At 59.8% G+C, this 14435-nt stretch carries 12 protein-coding genes; 8 read left to right on the top strand and 4 right to left on the bottom strand.

All coding sequences use genetic code 11. The annotated features are described in order from the left end of the window. The first annotated feature begins 8 nt into the window (after positions 1-8). On the top strand, positions 9-1898 hold the full coding sequence (prpE, locus tag MF268_RS06865; protein ID WP_238370135.1) for a propionate-CoA ligase PrpE: 1890 nt from the start codon (positions 9-11) through the stop codon (positions 1896-1898). A gap of 75 nt (positions 1899-1973) precedes the next feature. Here the strand turns inward: prpE and MF268_RS06860 are convergent, their stop codons facing one another. Continuing rightward, positions 1974-2183 (bottom strand): CsbD family protein, encoded by a 210-nt coding sequence (locus MF268_RS06860; RefSeq protein WP_088634717.1) that lies wholly within the window; start codon positions 2181-2183, stop codon positions 1974-1976. A 252-nt stretch (positions 2184-2435) separates the two neighbouring features. On the opposite strand from MF268_RS06860, the gene MF268_RS06855 reads away from it, so the two are divergent. Both MF268_RS06855 and MF268_RS06850 read left to right on the top strand, forming a co-directional pair. Beyond that, positions 2436-3866: an amidase family protein gene (locus MF268_RS06855; RefSeq protein WP_238370134.1), complete on the top strand. Its 1431-nt coding sequence runs from the start codon at positions 2436-2438 to the stop codon at positions 3864-3866. Positions 3867-3924: 58 nt separating this feature from the next. After that, positions 3925-5484, top strand: a complete 1560-nt coding sequence (locus MF268_RS06850; RefSeq protein ID WP_238370133.1) for a long-chain-fatty-acid--CoA ligase — start codon at positions 3925-3927, stop codon at positions 5482-5484. Between the two features lie 648 nt (positions 5485-6132). Here MF268_RS06850 and MF268_RS06845 read toward each other — a convergent pair. Next, positions 6133-6894: an NAD kinase gene (locus tag MF268_RS06845; RefSeq protein WP_238370132.1), complete on the bottom strand. Its 762-nt coding sequence runs from the start codon at positions 6892-6894 to the stop codon at positions 6133-6135. A gap of 171 nt (positions 6895-7065) precedes the next feature. Here MF268_RS06845 and glyA point away from each other — a divergent pair, with 171 nt between their 5' ends. Continuing rightward, positions 7066-8361 carry a serine hydroxymethyltransferase gene (gene glyA / locus MF268_RS06840; protein ID WP_238370131.1) on the top strand — a complete coding sequence of 432 codons (1296 nt, stop codon included), beginning with the start codon at positions 7066-7068 and terminating at the stop codon, positions 8359-8361. Positions 8362-8489: 128 nt separating this feature from the next. Here the strand turns inward: glyA and MF268_RS06835 are convergent, their stop codons facing one another. Beyond that, entirely contained in the window at positions 8490-8855 is a 366-nt protein-coding gene (locus tag MF268_RS06835) for a hypothetical protein (RefSeq protein WP_238370130.1), read from the bottom strand. 91 nt (positions 8856-8946) lie between these two features. Between MF268_RS06835 and MF268_RS06830 the strand changes: the two genes are divergently transcribed. The 3 genes from MF268_RS06830 (at position 8947) to MF268_RS06820 (ending at position 10327) form a co-directional block, all read left to right on the top strand. Next, positions 8947-9702 (top strand): alpha/beta fold hydrolase, encoded by a 756-nt coding sequence (locus MF268_RS06830; protein ID WP_238370129.1) that lies wholly within the window; start codon positions 8947-8949, stop codon positions 9700-9702. Between the two features lie 175 nt (positions 9703-9877). After that, positions 9878-10072 carry a hypothetical protein gene (locus MF268_RS06825; RefSeq protein WP_238370128.1) on the top strand — a complete coding sequence of 65 codons (195 nt, stop codon included), beginning with the start codon at positions 9878-9880 and terminating at the stop codon, positions 10070-10072. Between the two features lie 135 nt (positions 10073-10207). After that, positions 10208-10327 carry an entericidin A/B family lipoprotein gene (locus tag MF268_RS06820; protein ID WP_238370127.1) on the top strand — a complete coding sequence of 40 codons (120 nt, stop codon included), beginning with the start codon at positions 10208-10210 and terminating at the stop codon, positions 10325-10327. Between the two features lie 310 nt (positions 10328-10637). On the opposite strand, the gene lepA is transcribed toward MF268_RS06820, so the two are convergent. Next, a complete protein-coding gene (gene lepA / locus MF268_RS06815; RefSeq protein ID WP_238370126.1) occupies positions 10638-12437 on the bottom strand; it encodes a translation elongation factor 4 in 1800 nt (599 codons plus the stop codon). Positions 12438-12562: 125 nt separating this feature from the next. Here lepA and MF268_RS06810 point away from each other — a divergent pair, with 125 nt between their 5' ends. Continuing rightward, positions 12563-14368, top strand: coding sequence for a calcium-binding protein (locus MF268_RS06810; RefSeq protein ID WP_238370125.1), 1806 nt, complete (start codon positions 12563-12565; stop codon positions 14366-14368). Positions 14369-14435 lie beyond the last annotated feature (67 nt).

Genomic DNA, 14435 nt, shown 5'->3' with positions numbered 1-14435 from the left:
AGGATCTCATGTCTTACAAGGAAGTCTACGACGCCAGCATGGCCGACCCGAACGGGTTCTGGCTCGAACAGGCCAAGTCAATCGACTGGGACCGCTTTCCGACAAGGGCGCTTAACGACGAAAACGCCCCGCTCTACACCTGGTATGACGACGGCATGGTCAACACCTGCTGGAACGCCGTTGACCGCCATTGCGAAGCCGGGCGCGGCGACCAGATCGCGCTGATCCATGACAGCCCCGTCACCGGCACAATCCAGAAGATCACCTATGACGAGCTGCGCAACCGCGTCGCCATGCTCGCCGGGGCCCTGCGCGCCAAGGGCATCGAAAAGGGCGACCGGGTCATCATCTACATGCCGATGGTGCCGCAAGCGATCGAGGCCATGCTGGCCTGCGCGCGGATCGGCGCCATCCACTCGGTCGTTTTCGGCGGTTTCGCCGCGCATGAGCTTGCCGTGCGGATCGACGACTGCCAACCAAAGGCGATCATCGCCGCCTCCTGCGGGATCGAACCGGGCCGCGTCGTCCATTACAAACCGCTGCTCGACGGGGCCATCGAACAGGCCACGCACAAGCCGGATTTCTGCGTAATCTTCCAACGTGAACAAGAGGTTGCTCACCTCGAAGAGGGTCGCGATTTCAACTGGTACGGTTTTCAATACGGCGTCGAGCCCGCCGATTGCCTCCCCGTCGAAGGCACCCACCCCGCCTACATCCTCTATACCTCCGGCACCACCGGTGCGCCCAAGGGCGTCGTGCGCCACACCGGCGGGCACATTGTCGCGCTCAACTGGTCGATGAAAAACATCTACAATGTCGATCCCGGCGATGCCTTCTGGGCAGCCTCGGACGTGGGCTGGGTCGTGGGCCATTCCTATATCGCCTATGGCCCGCTGATCCACGGCAACACCACCATCGTGTTCGAAGGCAAGCCCGTCGGTACCCCCGATCCCGGCACCTTCTGGCGCGTTATCTCGGAACATAACGTGCGGTCTTTCTTTACCGCACCAACAGCGATCCGCGCGGTAAAACGCGAAGACCCCAAGGGCGAGTATCTCAAGAAATACGACCTCTCTTGCCTGCGCGCCCTCTATCTCGCGGGGGAACGCGCCGATCCGGACACCATCGAGTGGGCTCAACGCGTTCTGGACAAGCCCGTCTATGACCACTGGTGGCAGACAGAGACCGGCTGGACCATCGCAGGCAACCCGGCGGGGCTCGAGGCCTTGCCGGTCAAGATCGGCTCGCCCACTGTGGCCATGCCCGGTTATGACATCCAGATCCTCGACGAGGCCGGGCATCCGATGAAACCGGGTGAGCTTGGCGCCATCGCGATCAAGCTGCCCCTCCCCCCCGGCACGCTGCCCACGCTCTGGAACGCCGAGGCGCGGTTCAAGAAATCCTACCTCGAGCATTTCCCCGGCTATTACGAAACCGGCGATGCCGGGATGATCGACGAAAACGGCTATGTCTACATCATGGCCCGCACCGATGACGTGATCAATGTCGCCGGGCACCGTCTGTCGACCGGCGCGATGGAGGAAGTGCTGGCCAGCCACCCGGACGTCGCAGAATGCGCCGTGATCGGTGTCAGCGACGACCTCAAGGGCCAGATGCCCGTCGGGTTCGTGATCCTTACCAAGGGCGTGAACCGTCCGGAGGCGGAAATCACGTCGGAATGCGTGAAACTCGTCCGTGACCAGATCGGCCCGGTCGCGGCCTTCAAGCTTGCCGTGGTTGTGGACCGCCTGCCCAAGACCCGCTCGGGCAAAATCCTTCGGGCAACCATGGTTAAGATCGCAGACAATCAGGATTTCAAAATGCCCGCCACGATCGACGACCCCGCCATTCTCGACGAAATTCGCGATGCGCTTAAATCGATCGGCTACAGCGGCTAACCTGCCGAAGCGACACCCGGAAACGCGCAAGGGCGGCTGAGTCAGCCGCCCTTGTACCGCTTAAATGCTTTGAATTCAGACTGCGCTGTGATCGCGCGCTGCGAATTCGTCAACCTTGCGTTCAGCTTCGTCTTTGGCGAGGCCATAGCGTTCCTGAACAACACCAATCAGCTTGGTGCGATCACCTTCGACCTTGTCGAGGTCATCATCGGTGAGCTCGCCCCATTCGCGCTGAATCGAGCCTTTGATCTGTTTCCAGTTACCTTGGATTTGATCCCAGTTCATAACATAACTCCTATTCTTTGCGGGGCTTCCACCCCAAGGCCCCGCACCCTGCGTTGCCTCGGGGACAAAACGTGACAGCAGGCCGTTGGTTCCGCTCAAATCGCTGTCACAGTACACGATGGCGGGGTTTTGCCTGTCGTCAGCAAGAGCACATTTGTTGTCCTGATGAGCCGTTTGGCGCGATGTTTCTGCCCGTCCCCTCTTGGCTTTCCCTGCGCCGCGCGCCTAACGTGCCCGCGCAGGAGAATACACATGACCAATGATACGATCTGGCGCCTGAGCGCGACCGAAACCGCCGAAAAAACCCGCAGCGGAGAGCTGAGTGCCGAAGCTGCCGTCAGTGCCGCCATCGCGCGGATGCACGCGGTTAACCCCGACCTGAACGCCGTTGTCGAAGACCTCGGCGATGAGGCAATGGAACGCGCCGTGGTGCTCGACAAGGCCCGCGCCGGTGGCGCCACCCCCGGCCCGCTGCACGGGCTGCCCGTCACCATCAAGGTCAATGTCGATCAGGCCGGTCATGCGACGACCAACGGGGTGCTCGCCCTGCGTGACGTCATCGCCGAGCATGACGCCCCGGTGGTTGAAAACCTGCAAAAGGCAGGTGCTATCGTGATCGGACGCACCAACACGCCCGAATTTTCCTTCCGCGCCGACACGGACAACCCGCTCTACGGCCGTACGCACAACCCCTGGGGCGCTCATATCTCGCCCGGCGGCTCTTCGGGCGGTGCGGGTGCGTCGATCATGGCCGGGATCGGCACGCTCGCTCATGGCAACGACATCGGCGGCTCACTGCGCTTTCCCGCCGCCGCCAATGGCGCGGTGACCGTCAAGCCCGGCCTCGGCCGCGTCCCCGCCTATAACCCGAGCCAGAAAGCCGAACGCGGGATGCTGTCACAATCCATGTCCGTGCAGGGGCTGATCACCCGCACCGCGCAGGATTTGCACATGTCCATGCCCAGCATGATCGCTCCCGATCCGCGCGACCCCTTCCATATCCCGCTGCCGTGGCAGGGCGCTCCGCTCGGCTCTCCCATTAAAGTAGCCTTCACCAAGAACACCTTTGAATTCGATCTCCACCCCGAGGTCGAAAAGGCGCTGGATACTGCCCGCGAAGCGCTCGAGGACGCAGGCTACCAGGTCGAGGAAATCGACCCGCCCCTGATCCGCGACTGCGGCATGGACGGCTATCGCACCCTCATGGGCGAGATGGCAGGTATGATGCGCGACGACATCAAGGTGCTCGGCTCGAACGACATCAACGCGCTTTTCAACGAATATTTCGATCAGTTCCAACCGTTTGAAGGGGCCGAACTGCTCGCGATGATGGCCAAGCGCACCTATTACGCACGCGAGCTTTCGCTGTTCCTCGCCGAATACCCGCTCGCTCTCACGCCATTTATGCCGACGCCCTTCTTTGGACCCGACCGCGACCTCGAGGGTGCAGCAGGTGTGCGCGAGGTGCTGGGGGCCGCGATCTACTCCTATTCGATGAACTTCGTCGGCCTGCCCGCCGGCTCCGTGCCCGCGCGGCTTGCGGACTTGCCCAAAGGTCCCCAACCCATCAATGTGCAGGTGATCGGACAGCGCTGGCGCGAGGATCTCATCGTCGACGCGATGATCGCGATTGAATCGCGGGTCGGGCGCATGTGCGATGTACTTTGGGAGAGAATGGGGTAAATTACCTCCATATAACAGGCGCTTGCGCCTTTGCATAACGTCCTGGGAGGAGACTTAAATGCAGATATCGTCAGCCCTGCGCCGTGCGGCGCAGGTCAATCCGACGACCACGGCCACCGTTCACGCAGACCGCAGCCAGACATGGGAGACCCTGTTGAACAGGGTGCAGAAGCTGGCCGGCGCGCTGCAGAATCTAGGCATGAAGCCCAACGACCGGGTCGCCCTTTTGTCGCTGAATTCGGACCGGTTCATCGAATATTTCTTCGCGACCGTCTGGGGCGGTGGGGCGATGATGCCGATGAACATCCGCTGGTCACCCGCCGAATGCGCCTATGCGATCAATGATGCTGGGGCCGAAATCCTGATCGTGGACGACGCCTTTGCCAAGGCTGCCGCGCCGATCCAGGAACAGGCAAAGGGTCTGAAAACGCTCATCTTCTGCGGTGACGGCGACACGCCCGAGGGGATGCAGAACTACGAAGAGATCATCGCCGCCGCCGATCCGGTCGAGGATGCGGGCCGGTCTGGCGACGATCTGGCCGGGATCTTTTATACAGGCGGCACCACCGGTTTCCCCAAGGGCGTGATGCTCAGTCATACGAACTTCTACGTGGGCGGTCTGTCTAACGCGCAGGAACTGGGGGTGCGTGACGGCACCGTGTACCTCCACGCCGCGCCGATGTTCCATATCGCCGATCTGCTCTGGTTCATGGCCATCACCTTCGTTTCTGGCACCCATGTCTCGATCCCGTCCTTCACGCCGGACGCGACGCTGGAAGCCATCGAAACCCATCGCCCCAGCCACATCCTGCTGGTCCCGGTGATGCTGCAGATGGTCATGGCCAGCCCGAAACTGGCCGAAACCGATGTCTCCTCGCTGGAACTCATCGCCTACGGTGCCTCGCCCATCACACAGGCGGCGCTGGAAAACGGGTTCAAATGTTTCCCTAAGGCGCAATTCCTGCAAGCCTTTGGCCAGACGGAGCTTTCCCCGGTCGCGACGGTGCTTGCCACCGATTACCACGTGGTCGAAGGCCCCAAGGCGGGCAAGCTGCGCTCCGCCGGTCGCGCCACCCGCTGTGTCGAGATCCGGGTGGTCGACGAGGACGGCAACGAGCTTCCGCGCGGCGAGGTCGGCGAAATCACCGTCAAGGGGCCGATCACCATGCTCGGATACTGGCAAAAACCCGATGTCACCGCCAAGACCATCCGCAACGGCTGGGTGCATACCGGCGATGCGGGCTACATGGATGACGAAGGCTTCATCTTCCTGATGGACCGTCTCAAGGACATGATCGTTTCGGGCGGCGAAAACGTCTATTCCGCCGAGGTGGAAAACGCCATTGGCCAGCACCCCGCCGTCGCCACCAGCGCGGTCATCGGTATCCCGAGCGAGCAATGGGGCGAGGCAGTTCATGCGCTGGTGATCCTGAAACCCGGGGCCGAAGCCACCGAGCAGGAGATCAAGGATCACTGCCACGAGCTGATCGCCGGGTACAAATGCCCGCGCAGCGTGGAATTCCGCACCGAAGCCTTCCCGCTGTCGGGCGCCAACAAGGTGCTCAAGACGGAATTGCGCAAACCCTACTGGGAAGGACAGGACCGGCAGATCGCCTGAGGCGGCCCCTGAATAAAATAGCGGACCCGGTGTTTTCACGCCGGGCCCGCGAAACTCGGAAAATTACTGTGGCCGAGGGAAAGCGGCCGGGATGCTGAAAAATTCAGCCTGCTTGTTTCATGCCATGGTTGTGTAAAAATAAAAGCACAATCATTAGCTTAATTCTAAAAAACACGCTGCTTTTGGATTTTCGGGCAGGAACGCCCGGCAAGACATCACAAAATGCGCCGGTCCCAAAGTAATTGCGGGCACAGGGTTTCCCCTGCACCCGCCATTCCTGATTTGAAACCGCTTACCTTTTACGCTTTTCCCGACCCGAAAACGGATCACTGTCAATTCAGCCAAGGGGTCTATGCCTTTGGTATGACGACGCAGTAATCGACATCTGTCACACCGGTATGAAACACGGGGGAAACAAAATCACTCGTACCGGCAAAGTGCGGACGTGGAGTTTGGGGCCCCACGCCCGCGACTTCGCGAAACACGCATACTCTTTACAAACTCGCTCACTCTTACTCGGAGAGCGCCTAACCGGTGGCGCCCGATCCGATGATCCTTGTATGACGAAGCCCGCTTGGAACTTCCGTGATCTTCTTCACAAATAGGAATGAAGATTTCAGAAATTTCCCAAAGCCGGTGGCGAGGAAATCAGTTGAATTGTTCGGAAATGAGCCGCTCTTCCAGCCCGTGGCCCGGATCAAAGAGAATGCGGTGCTTTATCGTCGGATCGGATTTGATCTCGACCCAGTCGATATTGTCGATGGAAATCGAATCCGCATCCGCCATCACCGGGCGCTTGGCCGATTCCAGCACGTCGAACCGCACCGTGACCCGCTTGGGAAGCAAGGCTCCGCGCCAGCGCCGGGGCCGGAATGCGGCAATCGCCGTCAGCGCCAGCACATCCGACCCGATCGGCAGAATCGGCCCATGAGCCGAATAGTTGTACGCAGTCGATCCCGCCGGGGTGGACAACAGCGCCCCGTCGCAAACCAGTTCGTCCAGCCGGACTTTGCCATCGACCGTGATCTTCAGCTTGGCCGCCTGCGGCCCCGCCCGCAAAAGCGAGACCTCGTTGATCGCCAGCGCACGGTGTATCCGCCCGGTCTGGTCCATCGCTTGCATCGACAGCGGGTTGATATCTTCCTGAACCGCTTCCTCGAGGCGTTCCATCAGGCCGTCCTCGTTGTATTCATTCATCAAAAAGCCGATGGTGCCGCAGTTCATGCCGTAAACCGGGGCCGGAAGATCCTGCGTCGTATGCAGCGTGCGCAGCATGAAACCATCCCCGCCCAGCGCCACGATCACATCCGCCTCGGCTGGCGGCACGTCGCCGTATCTCGCGGTCAGCACATCGTGGGCCGACTGGGCCACCTCGCTCTTGCCGGCCATGAACGCGATTTTCAGGGTCATTCCAAAGGTTTCCGGTATTACGCAACTTGTTCCGAAACAATCATACCTTTCCGGGCGTGACCAGCCTTGGCGCGCGCGGGGTACAATTCGTCGCTTTACAGCCTTTCCACGCTGCGCCGTTTCCGATACGAAACCCCGCAATCACGCCCCTCTCATTACTCGGAGCACCCAATGAACGCGCCCACTCGTGACAACGGTTTCTTTACCGAATCCCTCTCCAGCCGCGACCCCGAGCTTTACGGCTCCATCACCTCCGAACTGGGCCGCCAGCGCGACGAGATCGAGCTGATCGCCTCGGAAAACATCGTCTCCGCCGCCGTGATGGAAGCGCAGGGATCGGTGATGACCAACAAATATGCCGAAGGCTATCCGGGCCGTCGCTACTATGGCGGCTGTCAGTTCGTAGACATCGCCGAGAACCTCGCCATCGAACGCGCCTGCAAGCTGTTTGACTGCGAATTCGCCAACGTGCAGCCGAACTCAGGATCGCAGGCCAACCAAGGCGTCTTCACCGCGCTGCTGCAGCCCGGCGACACCATCCTCGGCATGAGCCTCGACGCCGGTGGCCACCTCACCCACGGCGCCGCGCCCAACCAGTCGGGCAAGTGGTTCAACGCGATCCAGTACGGCGTGCGCAAGCAGGACAACCTGCTCGACTACGATCAGGTCGAAGAACTCGCGAAAGAGCACAAGCCCAAGCTGATCATCGCCGGCGGCTCGGCCATCCCGCGCCAGATCGACTTTGCCCGCATGCGCGAGATTGCCGACAGCGTCGGCGCCTACCTGCACGTCGACATGGCGCATTTCGCTGGTCTCGTCGCAGCGGGCGAGCACCCCTCGCCTTTCCCCCATGCGCATGTGGCGACCACCACCACCCACAAGACCCTGCGCGGTCCGCGCGGCGGCATGATCCTCACCAATGACGAGGCGCTGGCGAAAAAGTTCAACTCCGCCATCTTCCCCGGCATCCAGGGCGGGCCGCTGATGCATGTGATCGCGGGCAAGGCCGTCGCGTTTGGCGAAGCGCTGCGGCCCGAGTTCAAGGACTATATCAAGCAGGTCATTGCCAATGCGCAGGCGCTCTCGGACCAGCTGATCAAGGGCGGACTCGACACCGTGACCCACGGTACCGACACCCACGTTGTTCTCGTCGATCTGCGCCCCAAGAACGTCAAAGGCAACGCCACTGAAAAGGCGCTGGGCCGCGCGCATATCACCTGCAACAAGAACGGCGTTCCTTTCGATCCGGAAAAACCGACCGTGACCAGCGGCATCCGTTTGGGCTCGCCCGCGGGCACCACGCGCGGGTTTGGCGAGGCCGAGTTCCGTCAGATCGCGGACTGGATCATCGAAGTGGTCGACGGTCTGGCCGCCAATGGCGAGGACGGCAACAGCGCGGTCGAGGAAAAGGTCAAAGCCGAAGTGGAAGAGCTCTGCGCCCGCTTCCCGATCTACCCCAACCTCTGATCTGATCAAACAGGCCCGGGGCGAAAGCCCCGGCGCCGATGCACGCCCGATGTACAGGGGGTGTACAGGTAGTGTACGGGAATCACCCCCTCATTTCGGGGGGCGGACGACGCAGGTCCGACAGGCTGTCAGATAAAGCCGCGCCACATCAAGATGGCCATCAGGATCGCGGCAATCACCAGAATATTGAACGCAACCACGCCCAGAACGCCAAGGAAATATCCCTTGCGGCGGTCCGCGACATCAATGCCGGTCAGGTGTTCGCGGATCCGGCTCGCCGCCGTATCAAGACGCGATTCATCCAATGTATTCCGGAGCTTGGGGTGTTCTGCCAAACCTTCGGCCTTGGCCAGTTCGCGACCGTAACGGCGCACTGAACGCGGCAGGCGACGCCCCGCCTTGCGCAGCGCGACAGAAAAGCTGCCCGCCCGCACGCCCAGTTTGTCGCGCATTAATTTCTTCAGCTCTAAAGTCTGTTCCTGAACCTGGCTCATCACTCACCCTCACATCCCCAGACATAGCGCGCCGTTGGCGCGTGCTCAATGGGGCTGGCAGCCGTGCCGGGCAGTCGCTAGACAAGAAGGCATGTTGAACACCATTCGCCACGGAACCGCCACGGATCTCCCGCCCCTTCTCATCGTGCATGGCCTCTTCGGCTCTGCCCGCAACTGGGGCGTGATCGCGAAACGGCTCTCCGACAGCCGCGAGGTCATCGCTGTAGATCTGCGCAATCACGGCGAAAGCCCATGGCATGACAGCCATACCTACGCCGATCTGGCCGATGATCTGGCCGAGGTCATGGCCACCCTGCCCGGCCCGGTGGATCTTGTCGGTCACTCCATGGGCGGCAAGGCCGCGATGATGCTGGCCCTGACCCACCCCGAGCATCTTAACCGTCTGGTAATCGCGGACATCGCCCCCGTGGCCTACACCCACACCCAATTGCATTTTATCGAGAAAATGCGCGCGGTGGATTTGGAGCGCGTCACACGCCGTTCCGAGGCGGCCCAGCAACTGGCCGACCTTGGCGTCGAACCCGCCCTGCAAAGCTTTTTCACCCAGTCGCTCGATGTCGCCAACCAAAAGTGGAAACTGAACCTCGACGCGCTCGAAGCGAATATGCCTGAGATCATGACCTTTCCCGATATCGAGGCGCAATGGGATGGCCCTGCCCTGTTCCTCAGCGGCGCCGATTCCGATTACGTAACATCGGACAATCGCAACAAGATCCGCAGCCTGTTCCCCTCTGCCCGCTTTGCAAAACTGCCCGGTGCGGGCCACTGGCTCCACGCAGAGAAGCCCCGTGAATTCGAAGCGACCCTGCGCGTCTTCCTCGATTGAATAGCCAATTCAATTATTTATGAGCCTCGCAGGACATTCATTAGCATTTGTTTAAACGTTGAATTAGTAACGTAAGGTCACAAATGTCACTAATTCTTCAAAATTGAGGAATGCCGTCTGGGCAGGAATCACCTGATTCTCTATAAGAGGAGTTGGATGGGTAAGGGCGGACAGAATGACTGGATACATACTCTCGTCTTCTATGACGGGCATTTTCGGAGGTGCCTTGGGGCTTCTCGCTTATGGAAACGACCTGATACACGTACTCGGATGGTATCTGATCGGCGGCTGGGCCGGGCTTGCGGCCATGGTCGCGGCAGTGCTGATCGGCAATAACATGCGCGAGAACACTTTTCGGGCCGCACGCTGACCTAGCCGGGCAATCGTCGTCTCAGGCCATTGCCCGCTTGCGTAGCAACCACTAGATGTGGTTGAATATGCCGTGCAGATATCGAGATTAAGCCCGAATTCTGCGTTTCACCCCGTCTGAATCAAGAGCTTTGCCATGCTGCGCATCCTTGCCATCACCCTCGTCCTTCTGCCTCTCGCCGCCTGTGAAACCGCCAAGGGTTTCGGCAAGGACGTTGAATCCCTCGGCCGCAATATCCAGGACGAAGCGGAATAACCCGCGGCCCCGGCCCGTTTTCAACCAAACCCCAACCGACCGATGTTCCGGCATTCGCATGTCGTCGATACGCCTGTCGTATCGACAGTTTTCTAATGGTTGAAAGCTTTGGTTCAGACTTAATTCATGATTTTGGCTTAACATTCAGATCGACATTAAGCCGTTCGCTTCCGCTTAATTAACCCAAGGTAAAGCACGCGCAATTGCTGCAATTGCAAAGGCACTTTGCGCATGCAGCAATTACACAAATTGCCGAAAGGTTTTCGAATAGAAAATGCTCCGGGCGCGAAACGTCACGCAGCCGGAAATATCAGCCGTCCATTTTGAGCGCGGAGATGAACGCTTCCTGCGGGATGTCCACCTTGCCGAACTGGCGCATCTTCTTCTTGCCCGCCTTCTGCTTTTCCAGCAGCTTTTTCTTACGGGTCGCGTCACCGCCGTAACATTTCGCGGTCACGTCCTTGCGCATGGCCGACAAAGTCTCCCGTGCGATAACCTTGCCCCCGATCGCCGCCTGAATCGGGATCTTGAACATGTGGCGCGGGATCAGCTCCTTGAGCTTCTCGCACATCGCCCGCCCGCGCGCTTCCGCGCGATCACGGTGAACCATCATCGACAGCGCATCGACCGGTTCGTCGTTCACGAGGATCTGCATCTTGACCAGATTGTCCTGGCGATAGCCGATCATCTGGTAATCGAAAGAGGCATAACCCTTGGTGACCGATTTCAGACGGTCATAGAAATCGAACACCACCTCGTTCAACGGCAGGTCATAGACCACCAGCGGGCGCGAACCGGCATAGGTCAGCTCCTGCTGGATACCGCGACGGTCCTGGCACAGCTTCAGCACGTCGCCGAGGTAATCGTCAGGCACCATGATCGTCGCCTTGATCCTCGGTTCTTCCACGTGATCGACATAGGTCAGGTCGGGCATGTCGGCGGGGTTATGCAGCTCCTGCATCGTCCCGTCTTTCATGAAGACATGGTAAACCACCGACGGTGCCGTGGTGATCAGTTCGATATCGTATTCGCGCTCAAGCCGGTCGCGGACCACTTCAAGATGCAGCAAGCCAAGGAAACCACAGCGGAACCCGAACCCAAGCGCGGCAGACGTTTCCATTTCATAAGAGAACGACGCATCGTTCAGCGCCAGTTTCTCAATAGCATCGCGCAGGTCCTCGAACTCGGCGGAATCCACCGGGAAGAGACCGCAGAAGACCACCGGGATCGACGGCTTGAAACCGGGAAGCGGTTTCTCCGCACCCTTCTTCTCATGGGTGATCGTGTCGCCCACCTTGGTGTCGCGCACCTGCTTGATCGAGGCGGTGATAAACCCGATTTCACCGGGGCCAAGCTCATCCACGTTCTGCATCGCGGGACGGAACACACCGATCCGGTCGATCTGATGCACGGTGCCGTTCTGCATGAACCGCACGCGTTCGTTCTTTTTCATCACGCCGTCCATGATCCGGACAAGCACGACAACGCCGAGATAGGGATCGTACCAGCTATCGACCAGCATCGCCTTGAGCGGCGCGTCCCGGTCCCCGGTCGGCGCAGGCAGCCGGTGCACGATCGCCTCGAGGGTCTCATGAATGCCGATGCCGGACTTGGCCGAAACCAGCATGGCCTCGGAGGCATCGATGCCGATCACGTCCTCGATCTGCTCGCGCACGCGGTCGGGCTCCGAGGCCGGCAGGTCGATCTTGTTCAGCACCGGCACGATCTCATGATCCGCGTCGATGGCCTGATAGACGTTCGCCAGCGTCTGCGCCTCGACCCCTTGGGTCGAGTCCACGACCAGCAGCGAGCCTTCTACCGCGCGCATCGACCGAGAGACCTCATAGGCAAAGTCGACGTGGCCGGGGGTGTCGATCAGGTTGAGGACATAAAGCTCCCCGTTATCCGCGATATACTCGATCCGGACGGTGTTCGCCTTGATCGTGATGCCGCGTTCGCGTTCGATATCCATCGCGTCGAGCAACTGCTCTTTCATCTCACGTGCCGAGACGGTGTTTGTCGACTGGATCAACCGGTCGGCAAGCGTGGATTTCCCATGGTCGATATGCGCGACGATGGAGAAATTGCGGATATGTGCGAGGTCTGTCATGGCGGTGATATGTATGGGAACGCGGCATCGGTCAAGCGCCACGTGAGGGCAGATCCAATAAGTTTGACAGGGTTCAAAGCTCTTCGTAGCGTCAGCGGGCAATTACAGCATCAAGGTCATTTTTCATGTCGATTCTCCGGACCGGCTCGCTTCAGGACGAGCGTGATTTTTCCTATACGCATGCCTATGGCAGCAGCTACATCATGCCCTTCGCGATTGATTTCACTACCATCAAGGGCAAGCCCCACCTGCTGGCGAGCGGCGTGGGTGGCGGTATCGCCGTTGTCGACATCGCCGGGTCGGGCAAACTCTCGGTCGATGATGTCTACCTGACCAACCGGACTCAGGATGACCTTGGCCGATACATGTCGGGCAGCAAGCCGCTTAGCTTTACAAAGGGCGGCAAGGAATTTGCGCTGCTCGCGACCCATATCACGGAACCGGGGACGCCGAATATCTCGACCAAGGCCATCGTCACGATCAAGCTGAACGCCAGCGGCGCGCCTGTGATCGTGGATTTCGAGGCTACCGATCCGCTGACGAGCTATCCGCTCAATACCCTAAAAATCGGCAAGAAAGACGTGGTTTACACGACAACCGGCACCACCACCTATGCCGAGGATGTCGTGACCACCTACAAGATCGCCAAAAGCGGCCGGATAAAAGAGCTTGCCGCCACCGAGCTTGAGCATGGGATGGCCTATATCAATGATACGGTGACGGTGGGTGGCAAGGCCTTCCTTGTTTCAAGCAAGGATCTGGGCCCCGAGTTACAGGTGCACCAGTTCAAGCGTGACGGGTCGCTTACCCATACCTTTGACGCGCCACATTACGACGGCGCCATCGAACGCCATAACGTCAGCGATGTCGAAACCGTCGAAATCGGCAAACGCGGCTTTGCCGTGGTCACCGAAGACGACCGCGGACGGGCGGTTGTCTACGAGGTCGACGAAAACGGAGATTTGCTGCTTGTCGATCAGGTGATTGCCGCTGACGATTGGGTGACCGGCGCGGATGCCGGGGTGTTGCGTGCCTTTGAATTCGAGGGCGTGCACTACGTTGCGGCGGGCGGGTTCAAGACCCCGCTGGTGATTTTCCAAATGTCTGAACGCGGCGCGCTCACCCGGATCGACAGCTATGATTTCGGCCCCGATTCCGAGGAATTCATTCTTCAGCTCGACGAGGCGGAGATCGGCGGCAAACAATTCCTCTTTTCCCTCAGCGGTCAGGAGGATTCCGTTCAGTCCTTTGAATTCAAACCTGAATCCACGGTGATCGAGGGCAGCAACACGAACGACACGATCAGCGGCACCGGCCAGAATGACCAGATCACCGGACTGGACGGCAAGGACAGGATTGATGGCGGTAATGGCGACGATGCCATCGACGGCGGCAACGGCAAAGACAAGCTTATCGGTCGCGCCGGGGGTGACAGCCTTTTTGGCGGGGACGGCAATGACAAGCTCAAGGGCGGCGGTGGCGACGATTTTCTGATCGGCGATGACGGGTCGGACAAGCTCTATGGTCAGGGCGGCAACGATATGCTCGACGGGCGCGAGGGCGATGACACGCTGATCGGTGGCGGCGGAGACGATTTCCTCTTTGGCCGCGACGGGGATGACCTGTTAAAGGGCGCCAGCGGCGAGGACACGCTGATCGACGGCACAGGCGAAGACATCCTCTATGGCGGCACTGACCGCGATCACTTCGTCTTTATCGCGGATGGCGAGACCGACTACATCAGGGATTTCGACCGGGAGACCATTGATCTCACCCATTTCGGCCCCGGCCTCACCTACGACGACCTGTCGATCAGCAATGTCAATGAACGCTACACCATCGGTTTTGCCAACGAAGTGCTGATCGTCGATATCATCATTCAGAACCAGTATTCGAACCTGAACGAGAGCCATTTCCTCTTTGCAACGTGAAGTCCTTGATCGGTCAACCAGATTGAACCACTGCCCGGAATGCTTCATATTGCGCCGCAGCCGGGGA

The sequence above is a fragment of the Heliomarina baculiformis genome (genome assembly GCF_019966545.1).
Lineage (GTDB): Bacteria > Pseudomonadota > Alphaproteobacteria > Rhodobacterales > Rhodobacteraceae > Heliomarina > Heliomarina baculiformis.
The sequence above is the reverse complement of the archived record's forward strand: the minus strand, read 5'-3'. Positions and strand labels throughout refer to the sequence as shown.

Bases quoted from the DNA above. Each gene is read 5' to 3' on its own strand.
- prpE (WP_238370135.1), top strand. From the start codon at position 9: ATGTCTTACAAGGAAGTCTACGACGCCAGCATGGCCGACCCGAACGGG.
- MF268_RS06860 (WP_088634717.1), bottom strand. From the start codon at position 2,183: ATGAACTGGGATCAAATCCAAGGTAACTGGAAACAGATCAAAGGCTCG.
- MF268_RS06855 (WP_238370134.1), top strand. From the start codon at position 2,436: ATGACCAATGATACGATCTGGCGCCTGAGCGCGACCGAAACCGCCGAA.
- MF268_RS06850 (WP_238370133.1), top strand. From the start codon at position 3,925: ATGCAGATATCGTCAGCCCTGCGCCGTGCGGCGCAGGTCAATCCGACG.
- MF268_RS06845 (WP_238370132.1), bottom strand. From the start codon at position 6,894: ATGACCCTGAAAATCGCGTTCATGGCCGGCAAGAGCGAGGTGGCCCAG.
- glyA (WP_238370131.1), top strand. From the start codon at position 7,066: ATGAACGCGCCCACTCGTGACAACGGTTTCTTTACCGAATCCCTCTCC.
- MF268_RS06835 (WP_238370130.1), bottom strand. From the start codon at position 8,855: ATGAGCCAGGTTCAGGAACAGACTTTAGAGCTGAAGAAATTAATGCGC.
- MF268_RS06830 (WP_238370129.1), top strand. From the start codon at position 8,947: ATGTTGAACACCATTCGCCACGGAACCGCCACGGATCTCCCGCCCCTT.
- MF268_RS06825 (WP_238370128.1), top strand. From the start codon at position 9,878: ATGACTGGATACATACTCTCGTCTTCTATGACGGGCATTTTCGGAGGT.
- MF268_RS06820 (WP_238370127.1), top strand. From the start codon at position 10,208: ATGCTGCGCATCCTTGCCATCACCCTCGTCCTTCTGCCTCTCGCCGCC.
- lepA (WP_238370126.1), bottom strand. From the start codon at position 12,437: ATGACAGACCTCGCACATATCCGCAATTTCTCCATCGTCGCGCATATC.
- MF268_RS06810 (WP_238370125.1), top strand. From the start codon at position 12,563: ATGTCGATTCTCCGGACCGGCTCGCTTCAGGACGAGCGTGATTTTTCC.